Origin of the sequence: Aeromonas sp. QDB31 (assembly GCF_027707605.1) — a bacterium.
Taxonomy (GTDB): domain Bacteria; phylum Pseudomonadota; class Gammaproteobacteria; order Enterobacterales; family Aeromonadaceae; genus Aeromonas; species Aeromonas media.
Window position 1 is genome coordinate 1 of sequence record NZ_JAPCIX010000019.1, and the last position, 25,903, is coordinate 25,903.

At 63.4% G+C, this 25,903-nt stretch carries 21 protein-coding genes and 1 riboswitch; of the genes, 8 read left to right on the forward strand and 13 right to left on the reverse strand.

The genetic code is table 11. From position 1 onward, the window contains the following. Positions 1–182: 182 nt before the first annotated feature. Positions 183–1,046 (forward strand): class A beta-lactamase, encoded by an 864-nt coding sequence (bla, locus tag PG898_RS16465; RefSeq protein ID WP_270824609.1) that lies wholly within the window; start codon positions 183–185, stop codon positions 1,044–1,046. A 242-nt stretch (positions 1,047–1,288) separates the two neighbouring features. On the opposite strand, the gene PG898_RS16470 is transcribed toward bla, so the two are convergent. The 5 genes from PG898_RS16470 to PG898_RS16490 are packed head-to-tail and all read right to left on the reverse strand — an operon-like array spanning position 1,289 to position 8,643. Next, positions 1,289–4,081 carry an FAD-binding and (Fe-S)-binding domain-containing protein gene (locus PG898_RS16470; protein WP_270824610.1) on the reverse strand — a complete coding sequence of 931 codons (2,793 nt, stop codon included), beginning with the start codon at positions 4,079–4,081 and terminating at the stop codon, positions 1,289–1,291. Further along, positions 4,081–4,725: a LutC/YkgG family protein gene (locus PG898_RS16475; RefSeq protein ID WP_263685309.1), complete on the reverse strand. Its 645-nt coding sequence runs from the start codon at positions 4,723–4,725 to the stop codon at positions 4,081–4,083. Before PG898_RS16475 ends, PG898_RS16470 begins: the two co-directional genes overlap by 1 nt. Position 4,726: 1 nt before the next feature. Further along, positions 4,727–6,163, reverse strand: coding sequence for a LutB/LldF family L-lactate oxidation iron-sulfur protein (locus PG898_RS16480; RefSeq protein WP_182785689.1), 1,437 nt, complete (start codon positions 6,161–6,163; stop codon positions 4,727–4,729). Then, positions 6,156–6,932 (reverse strand): (Fe-S)-binding protein, encoded by a 777-nt coding sequence (locus PG898_RS16485; RefSeq protein ID WP_082029929.1) that lies wholly within the window; start codon positions 6,930–6,932, stop codon positions 6,156–6,158. The genes PG898_RS16480 and PG898_RS16485 overlap by 8 nt, the downstream gene beginning before the upstream one ends. A 13-nt stretch (positions 6,933–6,945) precedes the next feature. After that, complete coding sequence (locus PG898_RS16490; RefSeq protein ID WP_263685308.1) at positions 6,946–8,643, reverse strand: L-lactate permease; 1,698 nt, start codon at positions 8,641–8,643, stop codon at positions 6,946–6,948. A 63-nt stretch (positions 8,644–8,706) separates the two neighbouring features. Here PG898_RS16490 and PG898_RS16495 point away from each other — a divergent pair, with 63 nt between their 5' ends. Further along, entirely contained in the window at positions 8,707–9,684 is a 978-nt protein-coding gene (locus PG898_RS16495; RefSeq protein ID WP_318528112.1) for a LysR family transcriptional regulator, read from the forward strand. Between the two features lie 38 nt (positions 9,685–9,722). Here the strand turns inward: PG898_RS16495 and PG898_RS16500 are convergent, their stop codons facing one another. Beyond that, complete coding sequence (locus PG898_RS16500) at positions 9,723–10,532, reverse strand: alpha/beta fold hydrolase (RefSeq protein WP_041205463.1); 810 nt, start codon at positions 10,530–10,532, stop codon at positions 9,723–9,725. Positions 10,533–10,640: 108 nt separating this feature from the next. Between PG898_RS16500 and PG898_RS16505 the strand changes: the two genes are divergently transcribed. Genes PG898_RS16505 through PG898_RS16515 form a run of 3 tightly spaced genes read left to right on the forward strand, consistent with a single transcriptional unit; the run spans position 10,641 to position 11,901 of the window. After that, entirely contained in the window at positions 10,641–11,012 is a 372-nt protein-coding gene (locus PG898_RS16505; protein WP_226169542.1) for an MmcQ/YjbR family DNA-binding protein, read from the forward strand. Between the two features lie 5 nt (positions 11,013–11,017). Further along, entirely contained in the window at positions 11,018–11,554 is a 537-nt protein-coding gene (locus PG898_RS16510; RefSeq protein ID WP_263685306.1) for a GNAT family N-acetyltransferase, read from the forward strand. Between the two features lie 11 nt (positions 11,555–11,565). Next, complete coding sequence (locus PG898_RS16515; RefSeq protein ID WP_182788928.1) at positions 11,566–11,901, forward strand: DUF3802 family protein; 336 nt, start codon at positions 11,566–11,568, stop codon at positions 11,899–11,901. 266 nt (positions 11,902–12,167) lie between these two features. On the opposite strand, the gene msrA is transcribed toward PG898_RS16515, so the two are convergent. Next, positions 12,168–12,800 carry a peptide-methionine (S)-S-oxide reductase MsrA gene (gene msrA / locus PG898_RS16520; protein ID WP_005327561.1) on the reverse strand — a complete coding sequence of 211 codons (633 nt, stop codon included), beginning with the start codon at positions 12,798–12,800 and terminating at the stop codon, positions 12,168–12,170. A 252-nt stretch (positions 12,801–13,052) separates the two neighbouring features. On the opposite strand from msrA, the gene argA reads away from it, so the two are divergent. Together argA and lysC are read left to right on the forward strand one after the other, a co-directional pair. Continuing rightward, entirely contained in the window at positions 13,053–14,381 is a 1,329-nt protein-coding gene (gene argA / locus PG898_RS16525; protein WP_042648311.1) for an amino-acid N-acetyltransferase, read from the forward strand. 108 nt (positions 14,382–14,489) lie between these two features. Beyond that, a riboswitch (Lysine riboswitch) is annotated at positions 14,490–14,712 on the forward strand. Positions 14,713–14,798: 86 nt separating this feature from the next. Then, positions 14,799–16,151, forward strand: a complete 1,353-nt coding sequence (gene lysC, locus PG898_RS16530; RefSeq protein WP_005327565.1) for a lysine-sensitive aspartokinase 3 — start codon at positions 14,799–14,801, stop codon at positions 16,149–16,151. Between the two features lie 136 nt (positions 16,152–16,287). Here the strand turns inward: lysC and PG898_RS16535 are convergent, their stop codons facing one another. Then, positions 16,288–17,382 (reverse strand): hypothetical protein, encoded by a 1,095-nt coding sequence (locus PG898_RS16535; protein WP_226169546.1) that lies wholly within the window; start codon positions 17,380–17,382, stop codon positions 16,288–16,290. A 250-nt stretch (positions 17,383–17,632) separates the two neighbouring features. Between PG898_RS16535 and PG898_RS16540 the strand changes: the two genes are divergently transcribed. After that, positions 17,633–19,894, forward strand: coding sequence for an LTA synthase family protein (locus PG898_RS16540; RefSeq protein ID WP_270824611.1), 2,262 nt, complete (start codon positions 17,633–17,635; stop codon positions 19,892–19,894). A gap of 220 nt (positions 19,895–20,114) precedes the next feature. Here the strand turns inward: PG898_RS16540 and PG898_RS16545 are convergent, their stop codons facing one another. The 5 genes from PG898_RS16545 to PG898_RS16565 form a co-directional block, all read right to left on the reverse strand. Next, a complete protein-coding gene (locus tag PG898_RS16545; RefSeq protein ID WP_226169548.1) occupies positions 20,115–21,125 on the reverse strand; it encodes a S66 family peptidase in 1,011 nt (336 codons plus the stop codon). Between the two features lie 160 nt (positions 21,126–21,285). Beyond that, positions 21,286–21,603 carry a heavy metal-binding domain-containing protein gene (locus PG898_RS16550; protein WP_042649148.1) on the reverse strand — a complete coding sequence of 106 codons (318 nt, stop codon included), beginning with the start codon at positions 21,601–21,603 and terminating at the stop codon, positions 21,286–21,288. A gap of 214 nt (positions 21,604–21,817) precedes the next feature. Further along, a complete protein-coding gene (locus tag PG898_RS16555; RefSeq protein ID WP_042649149.1) occupies positions 21,818–23,110 on the reverse strand; it encodes an NAD(P)/FAD-dependent oxidoreductase in 1,293 nt (430 codons plus the stop codon). A gap of 74 nt (positions 23,111–23,184) precedes the next feature. Beyond that, the gene (gene ycfP, locus PG898_RS16560) at positions 23,185–23,724 is read right to left on the reverse strand and encodes an alpha/beta hydrolase YcfP (protein WP_005331594.1); all 540 of its coding nucleotides are present in this window, start codon (positions 23,722–23,724) and stop codon (positions 23,185–23,187) included. Between the two features lie 210 nt (positions 23,725–23,934). Continuing rightward, entirely contained in the window at positions 23,935–25,743 is a 1,809-nt protein-coding gene (locus PG898_RS16565; protein WP_270824612.1) for a M3 family oligoendopeptidase, read from the reverse strand. Positions 25,744–25,903 lie beyond the last annotated feature (160 nt).

Consider the following 25,903-nt stretch of genomic DNA (forward strand, 5'->3'; position numbering starts at 1 on the left):
AAAAAATCGGCTCAAACATGAAGAAATGAAATGACTGAGTCAGCCGAGAAGAATTTCCCCGCTTATTCGCACCTTCCATAAATATATGCAACCGAATACGACTCATCAGTGAACTTGAAAAGCATACCAAGATTATATCTTCATTTTATAGCTTAAATTTGCAGAAGGTTAAAAAAACCCTAATGAAAATCAGTATATCAAGCCTCAGAACCACGTTATTGGCATCGAGTATTATCCTTCTCTCTCCGAGTGCATTCGCATCCGCGCTGGAAGAAAAAGTTAATTTTTTTGAAAAGCAAGGGTGGCGTGTTGGTGTCACTGTGTTAGACACAAAATCAGGTGAGCACGAATCTATAAACGGCGACCAACGCTTCCACTTTAATAGCACAATCAAAGCATTGGCTTGTGCCAATGTACTTGAAAAAGTGGATAAAGGACAACTGACGCTCAATGACTCTTTCATATTAAAAGAGTCTGACATTGTCACGCATTCTCCGGTAGCGGAAAAGCTCGTTGGTAAACGGTTTACGCTTGGAGATGCTTGTGAAGCTACCTTGACATACAGTGACAACACTGGCGCAAACTATGCCATATCTTCCGTTGGTGGCCCTGCGGGTTTAACTTCATTTATGCGTTCAATGGGAGATAACGTTTTACGTTCCGATCGTTATGAGCCGGAATTAACAAAAAACATTGAATATGATATCAGAGATACAACGACTACAGATGCAATGGCTCTCAGCCTAAACAAACTGCTTTTACAAGATGTATTGTCAACAGAATCCAGGGCCCAACTGAAGCAATGGATGATGGGAAACAGAGTCGCTGATGACTTGCTCAGGGCATCTTTACCAAAAGGTTGGTCAATAGCGGACCGTTCCGGGGCCAGTGACTATGGTGTGCGCGGGATCATATCCATGGTTTGGTCAGAAACCCAGCATCCCATTGTCATTACAATGTATGTAAGAAAAGAGGGCTCTTCAATTCACGAGCGTGATAAAGTCATTGCCGATATTGGCTCGGTTATTTTCGGTGCTTATCAATAAGTGTGGTCTTGGAAAGGTATCATCAGAACGCGCTGCACAAATAAATGATGCTGTGCGTGTAAAAATCTAGGGAAGGTGCGAATAAGTCATATGGCACGAGAGCATTTACTGGTAACCCATTGATATTAAATGACTAAAATTTTCATTTTTTGTTCTTGGGATACTTGTTCGCACTTTCCCTAGAACACCCACCTATTAGCCAACCAACAAGACCCGGCAGAATTCATTCTGCCGGGTCTTGTTCATTTCGCCGCCTGCGCCACCAGATACAGGATGCTCTGATAGGGAATGCCGGCGTGCTGGCTAAGCCCCATTTCGCAGGTGCGGCTATTGCTGAATCCCTGACGGCAATCGCTGGGGACCTGGGCGGGCAGGCTGGAAAGCGCGGCGGCCTTGAGCTCCGGGGTCATCAGCCCCTTGTCGCCGGCAAAGCCGCAGCACTGGATATGCTCTGGCACAATTACCTCGCGGGCGCAGGCGCGGGCTACCGCCAGCATGGTCTCCCCCAGCCCCATGCGCCGGCTGCTGCAGGTGATATGGAGCATGACGGTCTCATCGATGGGGGTCAGCTCAAGGTGGGGCAGCAGGTGTTCCAGCACAAAGGTAGCGGGCTCAAACACCCGAAGGCCCTTGCCGAGCGCCCCCGACAGCAGTCGCTGTACACAGGGACTGGTGTCGAGCAGCACGGGCCAGCGCCCCTGCTCGCTTGCCTGCCACAGCGCCTCGGCCAGCTCACTGCGCTTGGCTTCCGCCACCTCGCTCATCCCCTTGCTGTCATAGGGCATGCCGCAGCAGAGCCCCTCAACTCTCACCGGCACTATCACCCGGCAACCCGCCTTCTTGAGCAGGGATAACACCACGTCCGGTAGTGACGGGGCATCCTCCTGCTGGCCGAATACCCGGCTGGCACAGGAAGGTAGATAGACCACGGCGCGCTCGCTGGATCCATCATTGCTCCCCTCCCCTGACGGCCACCGATAGCGGCTCGGCCCCGGCAGGGTCGGCAGCCAGGCGGGCGTGCGCTGGCCGCTGACGTTACGTACCCCGTTTACCAATCCTGCCAGCGCTTTGTCTCCCAACAGCTTGCCGGCAATGCCCCTGAGCCCCAGGGCACCGCGCGCCGTGCGGGTGACGCCGGCGAAGTGATCGGCGCTCCAGCGGGCGATGGGCACGAAGCGCTGATACTTGTCGCTGCGCAGCTTCTTGATAAGGCTGCCGGTGTTGATGCCAACCGGGCAGCGATCGGCGCAGAGCCCGGTCGCGGCACAGGTGTCGATGCCCTGATAGTCAAACAGCCGGGCAAGATCCCCTGCCGCTTCACCGCTGCGACCACGGCGTGACAACTCCCGATAGAGCACGATGCGCTGGCGCGGCGAGAGCGACAGGGTGCGCGAGGGGCAGACCGCCTCGCAAAAACCGCATTCGATGCACGGATCGACGATGGCATCGCTCGCCGGCATGGGCTTGAGGTGGGCCAGGTGGGCCTTGGGGTCATCGTTGATGATGACGCCGGGATTGAGCAAGCCATCGGGGTCGAGCAGCGCCTTGATGCGCCGCATCAGCGCCATCCCCTCCGGCCCCCATTCCAACTCCACATAGGGGGCCATGTTGCGGCCGGTGCCGTGCTCGGCCTTGAGGGACCCGCCAAAGCGCACCGCGACGAGTTCGGCCACCGCATCCATAAAGGCGCCGTAGCGGGCCACCTGGGCCGGATCGTCGAACCCCTGGGTAAAAACGAAGTGCAGGTTCCCCTCCAGCGCGTGGCCAAAGATGATGGCTTCACCGTATTCGAAGCGATCGAACAGTTGCTGCAGCCCCGCCACCCCTTCCGCCAGACGCTCGATGGGAAAGGCGACATCCTCGATGATGACGGTGGTGCCGGTGGTACGCACCGCCCCCACCGCCGGGAAGAGCCCCTTGCGAATGGCCCACAGGCCGGCGCTCTCCTTGGTAAAAGGCACAGAGGCGACCTGAGCGAACCCGGCGGCCATGGCCGTCACCTGCTCGCAGCGATCCACCAGCTCCTCTTTCGATTCCCCATGCACCTCGACAAGCAAGGCGCAGGCAGCCAGATCCAGCGTCTTGATAAAGTCCGGCAGGCCGGGCTTGCCCGCGACCGAGCGAAGGGATCGTCCATCCATCAGCTCCACCGCCACCACCGGCGCACTTTTCAGGCGCGAGGTGGCCAGACACGCCTGCTCGGCGTCCCGAAACACCAGCAGGGCCGAGGCCTTGTGGGGGTATTCCGGCACGGTATCGAGCACCACCTCGGCGATAAAGCCGAGGGTCCCCTCCGAGCCAATCATCAGGTGGGTGAGGATATCGACGGGGTCCTCATGGTCGAGCAGGGCATTGATGGCGTAGCCGGTGGTGTTCTTGAGCCGGTACTTGTGGCGAATCTTGGCGGCAAGCTCGGCGTTCGCCAGCACCTCGGCGCGCAGGGCGGCGAGCCCGGCCAGCAGCTCCGGGCGCTTGGCCGCCAAGGCGGCGCGGCTTTGCGGATCGCCACTGTCCAGCACGGTGCCATCGGCCAGCAGCAAGGTCATGGCATGCAGGGTGTGATAGCTGTTGTGGGCGGTGCCGCAGCACATGCCGCTCGCGTTGTTGGCGGCGATGCCGCCAAGCTTGCAGGCGTTGATGGAGGCGGGATCCGGCCCAATCTTGCGGCCCAGAGGCGCCAGATAGCGGTTGGCATCGGCGCCGATCACCCCGGGTTGCAGGGCAATGCGCGCCCCCTCGTCCAGAATGCGGTGGCCGCGCCAGCTGTCGGTCAGGGTGATGAGCACCGAATCGCTCAGGGCCTGGCCCGAGAGGCTGGTGCCGGCGGCGCGAAAGGTGCACGGCAGGTTCAATTCGCGGCACACCCCGAGCACGAAGCGCACCTCATCGAGGGAGTCGAGGCGCACGATGCGCTCTGGCACCAGCCGGTAGAAGCTCGCGTCCGTGCCGTGGGCGAGGCGCAAGTCAGGGTCGCTCACCAGCCGCTCCGGCGGGATGCGCGAGAGCACGGCGGCGTCAAATTCATTCCAGCCCATCAGCAATCCTCCACCAGCACCACCAGCAGGCGGCTCGGGCCGTGGGCACCGTAGGCCAGGGTCTGCTGGATGTCGGCGGTCTTGGAGGGGCCGGAGACCAGCAGCAGATTGGTGGGCATGGCCTGCTGCCAGCGCCCGCCCTCCACCAGCCCCGCCAGGTTGTCGGCGATGGTGGACGCCGCCAGCAGGGCGATATGGCAGGGGGGTACCAGGGACAAGGTGCGCGGCTCGCCGCCATCCGGCAGCAACACCAGGGTGCCGGTATCGGCGATGGCACCCGCGCAATGGGTGATGCCTGCCTGACAAACGTCAAACAGATCGTCCTTCCAGCCGGAAAACTCCCCCGCCGGGGTCAACACAGAGCGCCCGGCGCTGGCGGCCGCGACTTCGGCTTGCCAGCGGCCGCCCTGGCCACAGGCCAGATGCGTCACTCCCTCTTCATCCAGCCAGGCGGCCAGATCCCGGGCAAGGTTTGCCTGTTGGACTGTGAGGATCTCGGCATGGCTGGCGCTGATCCCGGCAACAAAGCGCTCACGCCGCGCGCTATCGTCTGCCCCGCGCCAGGGCTGCCAGCCATGGGGGGCGTGGGCAATGGGGGTGGCGGCGCCGCGAAGGCGGCTTAATATGGCCTCTTTGCTCGACATCTCAGGACTCCTTTTTCTTCTGGCGCAGCAGGGCGTGCAGGCTCTGGGGGGCGGGTTTGGGGGCCTCGCGGCACTGGGTCCAGGGGCCAAGATGCTTTGGCATCAGCCCCCGCAGGCGACCGGCCACCCCGGTCGCGGCGTGATAGAGGCGCGGGTGGGTGGCGGCAAAGGCAAAGCCCTGCATGGCCAGCGTCTCGAGCCGGCTCCTGGCCGCCCCCTGCCCCGCCAGCGGTTCGTGGCCGGGCTGTGCGTCGTGCTTGGCCTCCCGGCGCAGGCGCTGCAACATGTCGGGAATGGGGATGCGCACCGGGCACACCTCGCCGCAGGCACCGCACAGGCTCGATGCGGTTACCAGATCCTGGGTGCTTTCCAGCCCCAGCAGGTGGGGGGAGACTATCTTGCCGATGGGCCCCGGGTAGATGGTGCCGTAGGCGTGGCCACCGATGCGGGTGTAGACCGGGCAGTGGTTCATGCAGGCGCCGCAGCGGATGCACTGCAAGGTCTTGCGCAGCTCCTCGTCCCGATAAGCCTGGCTGCGGCCGTTGTCGAGCAGCACCAGGTGCACCTCGTCCGGGCCGTCCAGCTCCCCTGCCCGGCGTGGGCCGCTGATGACGTTGAAGTAGGTGGTGATGGCCTGCCCGGTGGCCGAGCGGGTCAGGGCACTGTAGAGGGGCGGCACGTCGGATAAGAACTCCACCACCTTCTCGATGCCGGTGATGGCCACGTGCACTTTCGGCACCGTGGTGCACATGCGCCCGTTGCCCTCGTTCTCGACGAGGCACAAGCTGCCGGTCTCCGCCACCGCAAAGTTGACCCCCGACAACCCCATGCCGGCGCGGCGAAACTCTTCGCGCAGGGCCCGCCGCCCGGTCTGGATCAGGGCGTCCACGTCCGTGGTGGGGGTAAAGCCATCGAGGTTATGGGCGAAGGTGTCGCTCACCTCCTGCTTGTTCTTGTGGATGGCGGGCATGATGATGTGGGACGGGGTGTCGCCGTCGAGCTGGACGATAAACTCCCCCATGTCGCTCTCAAGGCAGCGGATGCCGTGGCGCGCCATCTCGTGATTGAAACCCACCTCCTCGCTCACCATGGACTTGCCCTTGACGATGCTGCTCACCCCGTGTTGCTGGGCGATGCGAAGGATGATGGCGTTGGCCTCCGCCGGCGTCTGGGCCCAGTGCACCCGGATGCCGTTGCGCTCACAGTTGGCTTCGAGCTGCTCCAGCAGCGCCGGCAGGCGTGAGAGACAGCGCTGGCGGATCTGCTCCGCCGCATCGCGCACCGCCGCCTCCTCGAGCGGGTCGGCGAAAGCATCCCGGCGCTTGGCGCGCAGGTAATCCATGGCGCCGCGAAAATTCTGGCGCAGCACGGGGTCGGCCAGAGCCGCCTCGGCCTGGGGATGGAAGCGGCGCGGCGAATACTTGGCGTGCTCACTCATGATGGGCCTCCTGTTTTTCTGACAACGGCTTGCTGTGGGCGAGCAGGAAGCTGGCCAGGTGCATGGCGAGCAGTGTCTTGCCCTGATAGGCCAGGGAGCCCTTGATGTTCAAGAGACACCCCCAGTCGGCGCTCACCAGGGTGTCGGCGCCGGTGGCCAGCAGGTGGCGGGTCTTGTCCTCCACCATGGCCTGGCTGATGTGGGGATGGCGCACCGAGAAGGTGCCGCCAAAGCCGCAGCACTCGCTCTCGTAGGCTTGTTCATGCAGGGTGACCCCATCGAGCTGACCCAGCAGGGCGCGGGCCCGGCTGTGTACCTGCATCTCGCGCCGGGCCGAGCAGGAGGTGTGCATGACGATGCTCGCCCTCCCCACCCCGTACCAGCGCACCCGGCAGACCTGGGCCAGAAACTCGGTGAGCTCGAACACCCGCTCGCAAAACGCCGCCACCTCGCGGCTCTCTGGAAACAGGCGCGCATAGTGGTGGTGCATCATGCCGCCACAGGAGCCCGACAGCACCACCACCGGCCAGGGCTCGGGGAAGAGCGCCATCTGGCTTTGCGCCACCTTGCGCGCCTCCTCTTCATGGCCCGAGGTGTAGGCCGGCTGCCCGCAGCAGGTCTGTTTCTCGACAAAGTGCACCCTTATCCCTTCCCGCTCGATCAGGGCGATGGCATCGAGCCCCGCCACCGGGTCGAACAGGTCCACCAGACAGGTGGCGTAGAGATAGACATCGGCCGGCTTGGCCGGATAGACCCGCATTACCTTCATCACTTGCTCTCCTTTACTTGAGCTGCAGCAAGACGTCCGAGATGTGGAAGCTGTACATGAGCACCAACCCGATGAGGCCGGTGGCCAGCAGATAGTAGAGGGTCGGCAGCGCGGTCTTGCGCAGCGTCTCCCCCTCGCGCCCCAGCAGCCCCACGGTGGCCGACGCCGCCACCACGTTGTGGATGGCAATCATGTTGCCGGCCGCCGCGCCCACGGCCTGCAGCGCCAGCATGGCGGCAGTGGATACCCCGAGGGTCTGCGCCACTTCAAACTGGAACTGGCTGAACATCATGTTCGACACCGTGTTGGAGCCGGCGATAAAGGCTCCCAGTGCGCCTATGGTGGCGCTGAGCGCCGGGAAGAACTCCCCCACCAGCCCGGCGGCAAAATTCGCCGTGGTCACCGGCATGCTGGCAAGATCCGCCCCGTTCACGCCGGAGTTGATGAAGATGCGCACCATGGGCACGGTGAAGATGAGCACGAAGCCGGCACCAAGCAGGGTGCGGCTGGACTCCCCCATCGCCCGCCCGAAGGGGGCGAGGGAGCGCGATTGCAGCAAGGTGGCGAGCAGGGCGCAGAGCACCAGCAGACCCCCCGGCAGGTAGAGCGGCTCAATCGACGCGCTCACTCCCTTCTCCCCCAGCAGATCGGTGAAGGCGAGGCTCACCGACAGGAGGCTTGCCTTGAACGCCGGGCTCACCCGGCTGGCCACCAGCAAGAGGGCCAGCGCCACATAGGGGAGCCAGGCCAGCAGCAGGGACATGGGGCGGGCGGCGGCCTCTTTCAGATCCAGCTTGATGGAGCCCAGCCACTCGGCGGGCCACTCCTGTTCGGGGGCGAAATCCCACTGTGCCTTGGGCACCAGGAAACCGCGACGCGCCGCCGTCACTACCAGTGCGAGCCCCACCAGACCGCCGATGAGGGACGGGAACTCGGGACCGAGCAGCATGCCGGTCAGGGCGTAAGGCACGGTGAAGGCGAGCCCGGCGAAGAGGGCGAACGGCAGGATGGCGAGCCCTTCGGTCCAACTGCGGTGGCGGCCGAAGAAGCGGGTCAGCATCATCACCATCAGCACCGGCATCAGGGTGCCGACGGTGGCGTGAATGAGGGCCACGTTGGTGGTCACCTGCTGCAGGTAGATGTCCCAGCTGCTGCCACCAGCGCTCAAGGTCTGGCCGATGGCCTGGTTATCCAGCCCCTTGTTGATACCAACGAGGATGGGGGTGCCCACCGCGCCGAACGACACCGGGGTGGACTGGATCATCATGCCGAGCAGCACGGCGGCGAGCGCCGGGAAGCCGATGGCCACCAGCAAGGGGGCGGCGATGGCCGCCGGGGTGCCAAAGCCAGAAGCCCCTTCGATGAAGGCGCCGAAGCACCAGGCGATGATGATGGCCTGGATGCGCCGGTCCGGCGAGATGTTGGTAAAACCGCCGCGAATGGCGCTGATGGCGCCGGTGTGTTTGAGGGTGTTGAGCATCAGGATGGCGCCGAACACTATCCAGAGCACGGTCACCGTGATCACCAACCCCTGCAGGGTGGAGGCAAAGACCCGGGTCGGGCTCATCTGCCAGCCCCAGAGGGCGATGAACACGGTCAACAGGAAGGCGATGGGCATGGCGCGCTTGGCGGGCCAGTTGAGGCCGACCAGCAGCACGGCGGCCACCAGGATCGGCGAGAAGGCCACCAGGGCCAGCAGGGTGTCTGTCATCATTGCGTCCTTGTCCAGAAGAGGCACCGTGGGGGCACCTTGTTGTTGTTTTGTTAATCGGACGTGACCTTACCCTGTTCCTTTTTCGCGATATATGGAAATAATGAACAACCTTCGTTCCAAAAGTTGATCAATATGGCCAGTACCGACGACCTCATCCTCTTCGCCCAGGTGGTGGAGGCAGGCTCCTTCAGCAAGGTGGCTGAGCAAAATTCCATTACAAATTCAGTGGTTAGCAAACGGATCGGGCGCCTTGAGGAAGAACTCGGGGTGCAGTTGCTCTATCGCACCACCCGCCGGCTCACCCTGAGCGAGGCAGGCAAGGAGCTCTATCAGGGTGCGAAAAATGTGAAGGCCGCCGCACTGGACGCCTTCGACGCGGTGGCGGGGTTTGGCGAAAAGGTGAGCGGCCATGTGCGGATGTCGGTGCCCACCATCTCGGGAGAGCTGCTACTGGCCGATGCGGTGGCCGATTTTTGCCAGCAGCACCCAGGGCTCACGGTGGAGATGTCGCTGGACAACCGCTTCGTCAATCTGGTGGAAGAGGGGTTCGATCTGGTCATTCGCACCGGTTATCTGGATGACTCCAGCCTCATCGCCCGCCATATCCTCGACTCCCAGTGGGTGATCTGCGCGGCCCCCGCCTATGTGCGCCGCTTCGGGGCGCCGCGCGAGCCCGCAGACCTGCAGGCTCACAACTGCCTGCGCTACGCCTACCAGAGCACGGGGGCGTCGGAGTGGGCCTTCAAGGGGGAGGACGGCAACTATCTGGTGTCGGTGTCGGGGAGCTTTTCAACCGACAACGCCGGTGCCCTGCGCAAGGCGGCGCTGGGGGGACGCGGCATCGTCTATGTGCCGCGCTGCCTGGTCTATCACGATTTGATGAGCGGGAATCTGGTGGATTTGTTTCCGGAGCGGGTGGGCAAGAAGCTCGGCATCTACGCCGTCTACCCCTTCACCCGCCAGCCGCCGCGCAAGATCCGGCTGCTGATCGAGCACATCCGCCAGCGCTACCTCGATATCGCCCACTACTTCGTCTGAGAGGACTGCGCTCACTCAGGAGGGGGCTTGGCGCGGGATCAGGCTTCTAGCGGCGCGGCGGGCAAGACGCTCGCCTGGGTAGAGAGAAATGCCAGGGATTGACGATTGAAGTGGTCGGGCTGTTCCACGTTGCAGACGTGGCCGCAGTTTTCGATGATCTCGAGCCGGCTGTAGGGGTCGCGGGCCACCTGCTCGCGCACCGGGGCGAGGAACATGTGATCCTCCTCCCCCATCACATAGAGGGTCGGGATCGGCAGGGCCCGCTCCTTGAAGTAGCGCATCAGCGGGTTGACTTCGGTGGCGAGGCGGAACCAGCGTTTGAACTCCTTCTGGCAGAGTTTGCGAGCCTCGCGCACGAAGAGGTTGCGGGACTCCTGATGGTGCTGGCGCGGCATGATGATGAAGGCGAACAACCGGTAGAGCCACATGTAGGGCAGGATGTGCTGGCCGACCCGGCCAAGCTGCACCAGCACCCGGGAGCGGATATCGAGGCGCAGGATGGCGCCGCCGAGCACCATGCTCTTGACCCGCTCGGGGCAGAGCTCGGCCAGGTGGCGGATGAGGATGGTGCCAAGGGAGATGCCGACAAAATGGGCGCGGGGGATGCGCAGATGATCGAGCAGGCGCAGGATGTCCTCGGTCACGGCACGAAAACTGTAGTGTCCCTTGACCACCTGTTGCAGCTGGTTGGATTGGCCGTGGCCACGCAGGTCGAGCAGCAGCACGTTGAAGTGCTCCCGGTAGGCGCGCAGCTGCTTGAACCAGATGGAGGAGCTGCCGCCGGCGCCGTGCACGAACACCACCCAATCCCGATCGGGGCCCAGCTCAAAGGTCTTGTGGTACAACATCTTATGGGCTCCCAGGGGGTTGAGGGATATACTCGGCGGGCATATTAACAGATGGGGCGCCCCGCTGAATATGCTGCCACTTATCATCGGACCAGCATGGAGTCCTGTATGAGCCTTGTATCGTTACGTGAATTCCTGCTCAGCCTGCCGGGGGCCACCGAGGATACCCCCTTCGGCCCGGAGTTTCTGGTCTACCGCATCGCCGGCAAGATGTTCGCCCTGGTGAACTGGCAGGCCGAGCCCCTCACCATCAACCTCAAATGCGAGCCCGAGCTCGCCCTGCTGCTGCGAGAGATACACCCCGAAGTCAAACCCGGCTGGCACATGAACAAGCAGCACTGGAATACGGTCACCCTGAGCGAGAGCCTGGACGCCGAGCTCTGGCAGGGCTGGATTGAACACTCCTACCAGCGCGTGGTGGCGGGGCTGCCCAAAGCCAAGCGGCCACTGGAGCCGACCTTATCAGCAAAGGCAGGATAACAGCCATGCCGCAGACACAAAACACCGCGCCCGCCCGGATCCTCCCCCTGAGGGAGCAGCACATCCCCGCCCTGCTCGCCCTGTTCGAGCAGTCGGTGCGCCGCCTGGGCCCGGAACACTACAGCCCGGAGCAGGTGGAGCAATGGGCTCAGGGCGCCCGTCATCCGGGTCTCGCCAGCCAGCTGCGCGAGCACCACGGCTGGGTCATGGAGCAGGAGGGGATGCCCCTTGGCTTTGTTACCTTAAGCGATGACGGCCACCTCAGCCTGCTCTATGTGAGCCCGGATCATCCGCGTCAGGGGCTCGGCGGCCTGCTGCTGGCACAGGCGCTGCAGGCGGCCAGCCAGTTGGGCCTGCACAGCCTGACCACGGAGGCCAGCGCCTTCAGCCTCGCGCTGTTTCTGCGCCACGGGTTCGAGCAGGCCGGATTGGAAACCGTCGAGCGCGGCGGGGTCAGTTTTGTCCGCCATCGCCTCTACTGCCGCTTGCCAAGCCAAGGCCAGCCACTAAAATACCCACCATTTCCCCAAAGCAATGAATGAAGGCAGCCATCATGGTGGTAGAGAGCGACGGTTATATTGCGCTGATCGAGTATCTGGTAGAGAGTCTGGGCCTGTTCGAGAGCCAGCAGCAGGGCACTGGCTCCCAGACCATAGAGGATCTGGTGAGCAACCGGGTGGCAGGCAACCTCATGGCCATCTGCGAGCAGAACCCTCAGCTCGACCCCAAGGTGCGTTTCATGATCATGCAGGAGGCCGATGCCGTGGTGGCCGATCTGGAAGAGGTGCTCTCCGCTGTCTGGCTGCGGGCGCCCACCCCGGCCCAGCACGCCTTCCTCGATGAGTTCATCAGTCTCATCAAGAACCTGTTCGACAGCACCATCCGCTAGCCCCTCCCCCGCGGCTGCACGGCCGAAAAGTGAAAAGGGCCGCCTTCAACGGGCAGCCCTGCTTGCTATCACTTCCGATTCATCGCGCTTGTCAGTGGGATGAATGTCGAGGCAAGAAATGTGTCTGGTCTTGGCTGCCGTCCATGGTAGCTAATTGTTAGTCTGCCGAGGTTCGGTTAAGTTCCCGACCAGGACACTTTTTTTAATATTTCTTTCAAAAAAACGAAACAGGGACCGGATGGCCCCTGTTTTATACATGCTGCGCCTCAGCGGTTCAGGCTGGGCGGCAGGCAGACGCCAATGCCGCCCAACCCGCAATACCCTTCCGGATTCTTCTCCAGATATTGCTGATGGTAATCCTCGGCGTAGTAGAAAGGGGCCAACGGCAGGATCCGGGTGGTGATGGGACGGGCATCGCCGCTCGCCATCATGGCCTGCTGATAGGCGGCCAGACTCTGCTGGGCGATGGCCTCCTGACTGTCATCCCCATAGAAGATCACCGAGCGGTACTGGGTGCCGATGTCGCCGCCCTGGCGCATGCCCTGGGCCGGATCGTGCTGCTCCCAGAACAGCTTGAGCAGCTCGCCGTAACTGATGACCCTGGGGTCGAACACCACCTGCACCGTCTCGGCATGACCGGTCAGACCGCTGCACACCTCCTTGTAGGTGGGGTTTGGCGTCAGGCCCCCCTGATAACCGGCGGCGGTGGAATAGACGCCGGGCTGCTGCCAGAACAGGCGCTCCACACCCCAGAAGCACCCCATGCCAAACCAGGCAAGCTCCATCCCCTCGGGCCAGGGGCCCTGAGTCGGGTGGCCGTTGACGGCATGCTGCTGGCCGATCGCCAGCGCTTCCCGTCGTCCCGGCAGCGCCTCTGCCGGTGAAATAATCTGCTCCATATGCCCTGTCCTTGAATAAAACCCCGCGCGATGCGGCTGACGAAAAGGAACCCCGAAGATAACAGGTTATGAGCCCGGATCAACCGAGGCGGCCCCTTCACCGGGCTGACCGCCCCCCGACTCGCCCTGGCACAGGGCGTCTGCGACTGGTCAAAATGGCGGCACAAAACACCAAAACCAATATTTAGTCTTGATTTGTGAATTTATTTTCATATATTGAGCAAATTGCTGCTTTTTTATGGAATGAAACACGTGCGTGAACGCGAACCCAGCCTGGTCCATGCCTTTCGGCAATCCACCCCCTATGTCAACGTGCACCGGGGCGCCACCTTCGTGCTGATGATGGGCGGGGAAGCCATCTGCCACCCCAACTTTGCCAATATCGTCAGCGATATCGCCCTGCTGCAGACGCTTGGGATCCGCCTGGTCCTGGTATTCGGCTCGCGTCCGCAAAACGACGAGGCGCTGGCCCGCGCCGGCATCGAGGCCCAGTACCACAGACGGATCCGGGTCACCGATGACAAGAGCTTCGCCATCATCAAACAGGTGTGTGGCGGTCTGCAATACGACATCACGGCCCAGCTCTCCATGGGGCTGGCCAACACCCCCATGCAGGGCGCGCGCATCAGCGTGGTGAGCGGCAACTTCGTCACCGCCCAGCCGCTCGGCGTCGAGGATGGCATCGACTACTGCCACAGCGGCCGGGTGCGGCGCATCGACGTGGAGGGGATCACCCGCCAGCTGGATCAGCATGGTCTGGTGCTCATCTCCCCCATCGGCTGCTCGGTCACCGGCGAGAGCTTCAACCTGAGTTCCGAAGAGGTGGCGCGTCGGGTGGCGGTGGATCTCAAGGCAGACAAGCTCATCTGTTTCAGCAGCACCCAGGGGGTGATGAACAGACAAGGCGAGGCCATCTCCGAGCTCTTCCCCGAGCAGGCAGAAGAGCTGCTGGTGGAGCTCGAGCAGGCCGGCGAGGAGATGTCCGGCACCGCCCGCTACCTGCGTGCGGCCATTGCCTCCTGCCGGGGCGGCGTGCCGCGCTCCCACCTGGTGAGCTATCAGGATGACGGCGCCATGCTGCAGGAGCTGTTCAGCCGCGAGGGGCTCGGCACCCAGATAGTGCGCGAAAGCGCCGAGCGGGCACGGGCCGCCACCATCGAAGACATCGGCGGCATCCTGGATCTGATCCGGCCGCTGGAGGAGGAAGGCATCCTGGTGCGCCGCTCCCGTGAGCAGCTGGAGATGGAGATAGACAAGTTCACCATCATCGAGCGCGACGGCCTCATCATCGGTTGCGCGGCGCTCTACTGTTTCATGGAGGAGGCGATGGCCGAGATGGCCTGCGTCGCCATCCATCCCGAGTACCGCAACTCCAACCGGGGTGATCAGCTGATCGCCAAGGTGGCCGAGCGGGCCAAGCGGCTCGGCATCCGCCGCCTGTTCGTGCTCACCACCCGTTCCATCCACTGGTTCCGGGAGCGGGGCTTCGATCCCCTGGAGGTGGAAGATCTGCCGGTGGCGCGCCAGCGGCTCTACAACTGGCAGCGCCGCTCCAAGGTTTTGTCCAAGACGATTTCGTAACTGATTGATCTTGTGCCTGGTTGTTGCCAATTGTGTACTTTTTTACAAACTCGATTGACAGTGCAATCCAGAGCAGGGTATTTCTACATGCACGCCACCTTCCAGGGTGGCACCAGAAGAGGAGCGCTGCCCAGGCAGCCCAAGGGAGGACACCAGCGTCCGGTGAACTTGGGTCAGGGGGAGCAGCGCCGAGACGAGTGAGGCAACTGGTATACCTCAACGTCGGCTGCGGGGGCTGAATCCCCCGGGTTGTCATCGGTCGTGTGCATCCCACAGGCATCCAGCAGGATCCTTGTGGGATGGGCACCGCGGATGGAGTGCTTCTGGCCGGGATCCTTCGCTATTCCTGCCATTTTCTGCCTCCTCCTCTCTTTTGCCCGATGAAACCGGATTTTCACCTTGAGACAGGAGTATGCAATGAACCCGATCAACGTCGCCAAGTTTGGCGGAACCAGTGTCGCCGATGCAGCGGCCATGAACCATTGCGCCGACGTGGTGCTGGCCAATCCGGCGACCCGGGTGGTGGTGCTGAGCGCCAGCGCCGGGGTCACCAACCTGCTGGTGAGCCTGGCTCAGGGTGAATTGGACGAAGCCGGGCAGGATGCCCAGCTCGCCAGATTGACCGGGATCCAGCAGGCCATCCTGACGGCGCTCGGCAACCCGGGCGAAGTGAGCGCCCTCATCCACGCCCAGCTCGGCGACATTCGCACCATGGCCCGCCAGGCCTGCCAGCACACCGATGCCGAACTGGCAGACCGCCTCATCGCCTGCGGCGAACTGATGTCCACCCGCCTCTTCACCGAACTGCTGCACCAGCGGGGCATCAAGGCCTGCTGGCAGGACGCGCGCCAGCTGCTGCGCACCGACAGCCGCTTTGGCAAGGCCACCGTGGATCTCGCCGCCACCCGCACCCTCTGCCAAGCCACCCTGGGCCCGCTGCTCGGTGACAGCCTAGTCATCACCCAGGGCTTCATCGGCGCCGACGCCGATGGCCGCACCACCACATTGGGCCGGGGCGGCTCCGACTACAGCGCGGCCCTGCTCGCCGAGGCACTGGACGCAGGCAGCATAGAGATCTGGACAGACGTGCCCGGCATCTACACCACGGATCCGCGCCTGGTCACCCGGGCCCGCCCCATCCCGGAAATCAGCTTCGTGGAGGCGGCCGAGATGGCCACCTTCGGCGCCAAGGTGCTGCACCCGGCCACCCTGCAACCCGCCCTGCGCCAGGACATTCCGGTGTTCGTCGGCTCAGCCAGGGATCCCGCAGCAGGTGGCACCTGGATCCGCGCCAGCACCGAGACCTGCCCGCTGTTTCGCGCCGTGGCCCTGCGCCGCCAGCAGGTGCTGGTCACCCTGCACAGCCTCAACATGTTCCACGCCTACGGCTTTTTGGCGGAGGTGTTCGGCATCCTGGCCCGTCACCGCATCTCGGTGGATCTCATCACCACCTCTGAGGTGAGCGTCTCCCTGACCCTGGATCACACTGGCAGCCAGAGCAACGGCGAGCCCATCCTCGGCGACAAGGTGCTGGCGGAGCTCGGCCAGCTGTGCAAGGTGGAGGTGGAGACCGACTTCGCGCTGGTGGCCCTCATCGGCAACCGCATGAGCGAGGCGGCCGGGGTGGGCAGCCGGGTGTTCGACGCCATTCGTGAACACAACATCCGGATGATCTGCTACGGCGCCAGCGCCCACAATCTCTGCTTCCTGGTCAAGGAGAGCGAAGCGGGCAACATCGTCAACCGCCTCCATCAGGAGCTGCTCGACTGAGCCTGACGAAGCCTTGTCAGACCCTTCTCCCCGTGGGGAGAAGGGTCTGTTATCAGGGGAAGGCCATAACACCAGCATCGATACCAACGAAGAGGGGCGCCGATGCGCCCCTCTTGTCATTGAGTCAGCCGTCATGTCAGCCCATGGACTGGCTTGCCGGGGTTGGCAGCAGGTTGGCCCGGATCTGCTCGCGCAGCCCCCCCAGCCGTTGCAACAGCGCAGCCTGGCTGAGCCCCGCCTCATCCGGCCCCAGATTCTCGGCCAGCGCCGGGAAGTGATCCCGCACCGCCTGCTCCAGCCAGTCGAGGCGACGCAGGGTCATGGGGCCGCAGCTCTTGCCGCTGAGATCGTCCGCAATGTCGAGCCGGTGGCTGCGATACATGTCGCGCCACCAGTTGGCGGCGAGCGCCTCGTCGCTTGCCAGCGCCGCACTCCACTCTCCCACCAGCCCCTGCATGCGGGCCAGCACGGGGGCACTGGCCCCCTCCCGGCTAAGGTACTGCAACTCCCCCTTCGCCCAGGCGAGGCAGAGCCCCCGCCAGTGGCGAAACAGCGGCAAGGGATCGGCATCATCCAACCAGAGCCCTGACAGGGTGCGGGTCTCCAGCCGCTCCGGCACATGAAATTCCGGATCGGTGAGGCCGTTGGAGTTGAACTCGTGAAGGGGATCGAAAGGCCACATGTAGCCAAAGTCGAACACCGAGATCTGTTGGCCGTCGTCAAGCAGGTTGCCCGGGCTCGGATCCCAGTCAAACCAGCCCCAGCGCGCCAGCTCGGCCTCCACCGCCAGCATCTGCGCCAGGTTGCGCTCATTGAGCCTGCGCACCGGCTCTCCCCGCAGCCAGGGGGAAACCAGCACCCCGGTGCGGGCCGAACCGAAGCTGGTGCAGACCACGTTGGAGAGGATGGTGGGGTGCAGCTCCCGCAGGCTCTCTATCTCCCGACGCCGCTCCAGCTCGGTGAGAAAGGCGGTCTTGCCGTCGACGTTGGCCACCAGGGAGTCTGGTCGGCACCGCTTCAGGCACCAGTGATGGCCCTCCACCTTGAGGTGGAACACCTCGGCGGTGAGCCCGTGACCATAGACCCTGACGACGTCCGGGTGATCCTCGGTGAGCCTTAACAACTGGGCAAGAGGCAGGGGACAGTCTCGCTCACGTCCGATCCGGATCTCGTCGTTGTTCTCCAGCATCTGGAGCAATCTTGCCTGACGTGCCGCAACCTTGGGATTCATACATGTACCTCCAACCGTTACTGAGAGACTAAACAGCGCCCCCCTCCCAGACCAGCGGCAAAGCCCCATGATGACGCTTTCATCACAGAATGAATGCCCCTCCCGGATCGGGATCACAATTCGCACGCCCGGGTCGTCACCCAAGATTCATCCCGTTGTCATTAAATTGACATCAAGGAACAAGCCCCTCACCATCGGGTCAAAATAGATGCAGCCATCGCTGCCCTGCCCGCTCCAAGGATGAGCCCCTATGAATGCCCCCGTCTGTGGTCACAGCCCCTCCCTTTCCCAGTCTCTGGCCGGGTGGCTGTTCGGTCTGCTGATAGCCCTGCTGTTGCTGACCCTCGCCCTGCCGCTGCTCAATCCCGCCGGCTGGCTCGGGCGGGCACAACCGTTGATCCTGGGGCCCGCCGATCAGCCCATCGCCACCCTCAGCCGCCACAGTCTGCTCTACAAGAGCGACAGTCGCGGCCTCTATCTGGTGGTGCGCAGCCAGTGGCAACTGCTCAAACCGCTGCAGGAGGGGGACAAGGTGCGGGTAGAGCTGCTCAACGACAAGGGCATTCGCATCGATCAGTTGAGCCAGGCGGTGGAGAAGCGCCAGAAGTGTCGCCAGGAGCGCTGCACCCTGGATCTCAACAGCGCCCTGCGGGCACCGGATGACGCCCTGGACAGCCGCTATCAACTGCGGATCGGCCTGCTGCTGGCGGACAGGCCCGAGAGCGCCGAATACAGCCAGATACTGCAGACCCTGCCGGAGCGCGGCTTCAACCTGAGCTACCTGATGATCAGCCTGCTGCTGGTGCTGCTGATGAGCGCCGCCGTGCTCAGGGTGATGCTGCCGCGGCTGCGCCGAAGCTACCGCTCGCGGATCGTCGGCAGCCTGCTGCTCGGCAACCTCACCTTCGTGTTGCTGCACGGCTTCGTGGTGTTCAAGCTGGGAGAGTTTCTGTTCTGGTCGGGCTTTCGGCCCGAGCACTATTACCTCGCCTGGGGCAGCATGGTGCTGGGCTGGAGCCTCTGTGCCCTGGCGGGGTTCAACCTCTATATGGGGCTGGTGTTCACGGCGCTCTCCGGCATAGGCCTGCTCGCCAACTTCATGAAGATCGCCATCTACGGGGTGCCGCTCGGGGGGGACGATCTCGGCAACCTGCTGGCCCTGCTGCACATCCTGCTCGATCAGCACCCCGTGCTGCCGGTGCTGGCCGTGCTGGGGCTGTTGTTCCTGTGCTGGCGCTTTGCCCTGTCGCGCTGGATCCTGCGCACAGCCGCCGCCACCGTCGCCTTCTTCGCGCTCTGCGTGTTCGCCACCCAGACCGGCAACAAGCTGCTCGGGGCCAACATCCGCTACGTGGACAGGGCGGTGAACTACCACAGGGACATCATCCGCGCCGGCCCCGGCCTCTATCTGTTCAACCTGGTGGACGAGATGCTGCAAAGCGGCAACGTCTTTCGCTATCCCCTGCAGATCAACGAGCGCACCCCCGAACTGAGCCAGCCAGCCCGGGGCCAGCCGCCCCGCTTCGATCTGGTGATCGTGCTGCAATACGAGTCGCTCTGGCTCGACTGGCAGGGCAAGATCTGCGCCCCCGCCCCCACGCTCTCCCTGCCCGCCGGGGTGGCGCAGTGGCACAAGACCATCCACTCCCCCACCACGGGCGGCATGACGGTGCTGGCGGAGTTCGAGATGAATACCGGCCTGCCGGCGGGTCTGCTCAAGCAGGGGGTGGTGCCCTACTACTACCTCTCGGCCCAGGTGCCCGGGCTTGCCCAGAGCGCGAAGCAAAGCGGCTACCAGACCCTGTTCGCCCACCCCTATGTGGAGAAGTTCTGGGGCCGCGCCAAGGCGATTCCGGCGCTCGGCTATGAGGAGCGCTGGTTCGACACCCGCTTCACCACCCTGGAACACAAGGGGCTCTACATCTCGGACGATGCCCTCATCGATCACCTGATCAAACGCAGCGAGCAGGATGACAAGCCGCTGTTCGCCTACGCGGTCACCATGCAGGGGCACGGCCCCTTCGACGGGGATCGCTACCGGGCCCAGCAGATCGACAAGGCCTGCCCGGATCAGAGCCCGGCAGAGCGCCAGCTGCTCAACACCTACTACACCGGGGTGGTGGACGCCATGGCGTCGCTGGAGCGGTTGCTCAAGACCCTGGACCAGTCCGGCAAGCGCTATCTGGTGGTGGCCTTTGGTGATCACCAGCCCTTCCTGATGTCCGCAGGCAAGGGTATCCACGGCGCCAAGCCGCCCCGGGATGCGGCCTACCAGATCCCCATGATGGCTTTCACCCGCGCCGATGACCCCCTCAACCTGGCGACCCAGTTCGCCCCGGTGCGCCAGCTCTACCAGATGGGCCAGGCCACCCGAGCGCTGCTGGCGGGGGATCTCGCCCCCATAGAGGACAAGCCCCTGCTCCACCCGGTGCTCGGGGAGGAGAAGGGCTTCGACCCCTCGCCTCTGGTGCCGCAGATCCGCGCCAGCTTCCGAGCCGACGCATTACCTTGAGATCAATAAACATTTAAGAGACGGGAGCCGCAGATCCTTGCAACACCTTCCGGGCCGACCTTCCGGGCCGACGCATTACCCTGAGAGCAATAAACATTTAAGAGACGGGGGCCGCAGATCCTTGCAACACCTTCCGGCTTCCGGGCCGATGCCCTGCCCTAAGCCTGCGCGCAGACAGCAAAGAGGCCGCAACTGCGGCCTCTTTGCATTTCTCTTGCGGCTAGCGGAGCCAGGGCTCGCACAGGGTAAGGGTCTGCCTGTCGAGATCCAGTTCGACCTCGATGCCGAGCGGCACCGTCAGCATGGGGTGAGTGTGAGCACAGTCGAACTCCGCCAGAATGGGGAAGGTCGGCTCCCCCACCACTTCCAGCAGGATATCGAGCGGCCGCCGGCCGCTGCCCTGGCTGTCGAACAGCTCGTGTTTGCCGAGCACCAGGGCACCGATGCGATCAAACACCCCGCACAGCTTGAGGTGGGCAAAAGAGCGCTCCACCGTCTCTGCCAAATGGAGGCTGTCTTCCAGCAGCAGAATGTCCCCCCGCGCTATGGGCGGCATATAGGGTGAGCCCCAGATCCCTGCCAGGGTATTGAGGTTGCCGCCGATCAGTCGGCCTCGCACCCGGCCAGATCCCACCGAGATCAACCGGTTTGGCAGGCACTGCTTGGCCCGGGTCTGCTGTTCCCAGTCCAGCCGCTCGTCGGTCCATTGCGTCGGAGTCGGCACCGTGTGGGGCACGGCGGCGCCACCTGCCTGGCAAATCTGGTTGAACCCGGCCAGAGTTTCGTCCACCAGTGGCGAGAGCTCGCCGAAAGAGGCCACCAGCGCCGGCCCGTAAAAGGTGACCAGGCCGGTACGGGCATGAATGCCGAGCAGCAGGGCCGTCACGTCGGAGTAGCCGATGATGATCTTGGGATCCCGCTTCAGCGCCTCATAATCGAGATAGGGCAGCAGGGCGTTGGAGTTGCTGCCGCCAATCACCGACATGATTGCGCGCACCTCTGGATCCCGGATGAGGGCATTGAGCTCTTCGGCCCGCGCCGCGATGGAGCCGGAGCGCCAGTGATCCCGCTCCCCGGTCAGGCTGCCCGCCTTGAGTTCGAAGCTCTGCGCCGCCAGATAAGCCTTGGCGCGAGCGAAGCGGTTTGGTGCCCAGGCGGTGGCCGCGCTGGAGGGGGAGAAAAAGCCGATGGTGTCGCCGGGCCTGAGCCCCGGCGGTTTGAGTAAAGTCATGGACAAATCTCTGTTGCCAAGGATGGTTTGCCGGGATAACCCGGAGAAGAGGTCTCATCCTAATCCATTTCTCGCTCGCCAGACCAGTGGAACACGCCCACAAAAAAGCCGATCTCGCGATCGGCTCGGGGTGCTGGCTTGCAAGGGGATGAAAGCGGCCTCACACCACCACGGCGGTGCCGCTGATGCTGACCATCAGCATGCTGCCGTTCTGCCCCACCACCTCGTAGTCGATGTCGATGCCGACCACGGCGTTGGCACCCTGGGCGGCGGCACGCTCCCTGAGCTCCTCGAAGGCGATCTCCCGGGCCCGGGCCAGCTCTTTTTCATAGGCGCCGGAGCGGCCGCCGATGATATCGCGAATGCCGGCGAACAGGTCTTTGAAGATGTTGGCGCCGAGGATGGCTTCCCCCACGACGATGCCGCGGTATTCACGAATGGTCTTGCCTTCCAGGGTGGGGGTGGTTGAGAGGATCATCTTGCGCTCCTTGAGGTGAAAATGGGCTCCAGACTACCCCAAACCTGCGGCAGGCAACATCCCCCTACCGCGAATAACCGGCCACAGGGGATGGGCGGACAGGCGCTGGCTGCGACCCGGCGACACCTGCCGGATCGCAGCCCTCAAAGACGGTCATCAAAAAGGAGAGGCGAGCCTCTCCTTTTGTTTGCCATCGCACCTTGCCACTCAGGGCTCAGTGCAGCTTCATGCTCGGGCGCAGCACCCGGTTGATGCGGCCCACCAGCATGATGAGGCCGGTCTTGATGTAGCCGTGCAGGGCCACCTGGTGCATCCGGTAGAGGGAGATGTAGACGATGCGGGCGATGTAGCCTTCCACCATCATGGAGCCGCGCATCAGGTTGCCCATCAGGCTGCCCACGGTGGAGAAGCGACTCAAGGAAACGAGCGAGCCGTGGTCATGGTAGAGGTAGGGCTTCATCTCGCCGCCGTTCATCTTGGCCAGGATGTTCTTGAATGCCTGGGTCGCCATCTGGTGGGCGGACTGGGCGCGGGGCGGCACAAACTTGCCATCCGGCTGCGGGCAGGCGGCGCAGTCGCCGATGACGAAGATGTTCTCGTCACGGGTGGTCTGCAGGGTCTCTTTCACCACCAGCTGGTTGATGCGGTTGGTCTCGAGACCCGCTATCTCCTTCATGAAGTCCGGTGCCTTGATGCCCGCGGCCCACACCATGAGGTCTGCTTCAATCAGCTCCCCATCCTTGGTGTGCAGACCCTCGGCAGTGGCTTCGGTGATCATGGTGGCGGTGCGCACGTCCACACCCAGCTTGACCAGCTCCTGGTGGGCGGAGCCGCTGATGCGCTCCGGCAGGGCCGGCAGGATGCGGGGACCCGCTTCCACCAGTGTCACCTTGAGGCTGTCGGTGGTGAGGTTCTTGAAGCCGTAGGCGTAGAGCTGCTCCACCGCGTTGTAGAGCTCGGCGGAGAGTTCGACGCCGGTGGCGCCGCCACCAACGATGGCGATCTTCACCTTGTCACCGGGCTGGTATTCGGTGGCGAACTGCAGGAAGCGGTTCATCATGCTGTTGTAGAAGCGGTGCGCCTGGGAGGGGCTGTCCAGGAAGATGCAGTGATCCTTGATGCCCTTGGTGTTGAAGTCGTTGGAGACCGAGCCGATGGCCATCACCAGCACGTCGTAAGCCAGTTCCCGCTCGTTGACCACCAGGGCGCCGCTGTCGTCGTGGATCGGCGCCAGCACGATGCGTTTCTCGTCGCGCTTGATGTCGGTCAGGCTGCCGAGCTGGAATTCGAAGCCGTGGTTCTTGGCGTGGGACTGGTAGCTCAGGGCGTCGATGCCCGCATCCATGGAGCCGGTGGCCACTTCGTGCAGCAGGGGCTTCCACAGGTGGGTGCGGTTGCGATCCACCAGGGTGATCCTGGCCTTGTTCTTCTTGCCCAGCTTGCGGCCCAGGCTGGTCGCGAGCTCGAGACCGCCGGCGCCACCGCCTACAACGACAATATTCATCATGATGATTTTCCTTGGTTCCTCAAAACGAAAGGGAGCCATTGGCTCCCTAAAACGAAATCGGTTGACGTGATGGCTCAGGCTTCTTTGAAGGCCTTCATCCGTTGCAGATGGTGCGAGATGTTCTTGAACTTATGGGTCTCGCGCTCATCCCATACGATGTCGTAATAGTTCTTCAATTCACGTTCAGTGTCCCGATTATCGCGGATTTCATCCTGAACGGAAAGGATGCACAGGCAGTTTCCTGAATTTTTATTACGAAATTCGGTTACACACTTGGTGCCTATGTCCTCGTACTCTTCCGGCCTGTCGATCTTGCCCTGCATGTTCTCTTCCGGGTGCAGGTTGGGGTTGAAGACCACCTGTTTGATACCGCACAGAAAACCGATCCGCTCGCTCCAGTAGCCGCCGAGCCCTACCCCGCAGATGAGCGGCTTGGGGTCGGTGCTCATGTCGAGCTGCTTCTTCACCTCCTTGAGCAGGTGACTCATGTCGTGGCGCGGGTGAACCGTGCTGTAGTGAACGAAGCGCACATCATCATCGATAAACTGCAACTGCAGCACTTTCTCATGATTGCCGGGGCTGGTGGCATCGAAGCCATGCAGATAGATGATCATGGATAAGACCTCAAAAACTGTGTCGGTTCTATCGAAACTACCCCAGCGAACCGCCGAGGCGCCACCAAAACATCGCACTTTCTTGCTTTGGATCACGCCCCCTGCCGCCGGAAAATCGTTTCCCCACCCCGTTTGGGCGCGCCAGGCAGGGGAAAAGGGGCGCCAGGCCCCTGACGAGGGCAGGCGCGCTGCCCCTGCCTGCGCCCGGCCTCAGCTCAGGGTCTGCTCGAAGCGATCCACCGCCGCCGCCACCAGGGCCAGGCTGCCCTGCCAGAAAGCCGCCTCGCGAATATCCTGCCCCAGGTGTTTCACCACCAGCTCCTCGGCGCTCATGCGGCCGGTGTCCCGCAACAGGGCGCGATAGGCCTGTGCCACATCCTGCTCACCCGCGGCCTGACGGCTTATCAGTTGCTGATAGACGCCGAGGCTGAACAGGTAACCAAACAGATAGGGGTAGTTGTAAAAACCGAAGCCCGCGATGGAGAAGTGCGCCTTGGCGGCCCAGAACATGGGGTGATAGCGGCCAAGGCTCTCTTCATACCAGCGCCCCCACGCCTCGTCGGTGAGCGCCTTGAGCCGCGCCGAGGAGACATAGCCCTGCTCGCGCTCGGCCACCAGGGCCTGCTCGAAGTCAAAACGGGCCGGAATGTTGACCAGGAAGGTGGCGGCGCCGTCGGCTTTCGCCCAGGCGATGGCCTGGCGCTCCTCGGCACTTTGGGCCTGCTCGAACAGGGCGCTGCGCACTAGCGTCTCGGCGAAGATGGAGGCGGTCTCGGCCAGCGTCATGGGGTAGCTGCGCTGGCTCATGGGCAAGTCCCGGATGAGCCAGTTGTGCCAGGCGTGCCCCAACTCGTGGGCCAGGGTGATGACGTTGTCCATGGTGCCCGCATAGGTGATGAAGACCCGCGGCTCCACCGGATCGGCAAACTTGGTGCAGTAGGCCCCGGTGCGCCGGTTCGGGGTGGGAGCCGCATCGATCCAGCCGCGCTCGGCCATCATGCGGGCAAATTCCCCCATCTCGGGATCGAAACCGGTGAAGGCCAGGGCGATGATCTCGATCGCCTCCTCGAACGGGATGCTGCGGTGGCTGCTCGCCGGGGGCGGCGCGAACAGATCCTCAGGCCCCAGCTCCTCGATGCCGAGCCGCCGGGCCATCAGCCCCAAGGCCCGCTGACCCAGATGGCGCGCCTGCCAGGTCTCCTGCATCAGGGTATCCAGGGTCGCCCGCTCGATGTGGCTCTGATGGCAGGAGAGATCCAGCGCATCCAGGGTCCGCACCTTGCCACGCTGGCGCGAGAGCTCCAGGCGCCAGCCGTTGAGGGCATTGAGGATGGCGGCGACCGTCTCCTGCTCCCCTTCCCAGCCGGCGCTGATGGCGTCGAAGGCCTCTTTGCGCAGTGCCCCATCCGGGCTGGAGAGCAGGTTGCTCGCCTCGGCCAGCCCCATCTCACGGCCGTCGATAACGAGGCGGATCTTGCCCACCAGATCGTTGTAGAGGTTGCCCCAGGCGTGCAGCCCGTCGGTGCCAAGGCCGATGACCAGCTGCTCCGCCTCCACCGGCAACCGCTGATCCTGCAGGCGGCGCTCGTGGCGCAGCCGGTACTCCTCCTCCCCGAGCAGGGGGTCCTGCATCAGCTGCTCGAACTCGGCCTCGGGCAGCCCCAGCATCAGATCTTCGATGGGAGCCAGCGTCTTGAACAAGTCCGCATTGAGGGCCCGGGCGCGGGAGGCCAACTGCTTGGCCAGGGGATCCCGGGCGTCCTGGCTCCCCGTGCAGGCGGCCAGCACGGCGATGTTCCAGCCTATTTCGCGGATGCGCCGGGCCCGCAGGCGTACCTCCCGCAGGAAGTCCTGCCGGGCCGGCTGGTTACCCTGCACCCCGGCCAATCCCTCGATAAAACCGCTCAATTCCGCCAGGCTGGCGCGAGCCAGGCTCATGTCCGCCTCCAGCACGCAGCTGTCGAGGGAGGGGTAGATGTGCTGATTTTGCCACTGCTGTGGGTAGACTCGTTGTTGCATCGAACGCTCATTGTCAGAGACGGGTCCGGCCCGTCGTGAAACAGGGGTGGCCCCAGGGCCACGAACAGAAATACCAAGGCTGGCTGCGACACCAGCCGGATCAAATGCGGGCGGCTACACCAGCCACTCGAGGCGGCTGACCGCCTCCTCGACATAACGC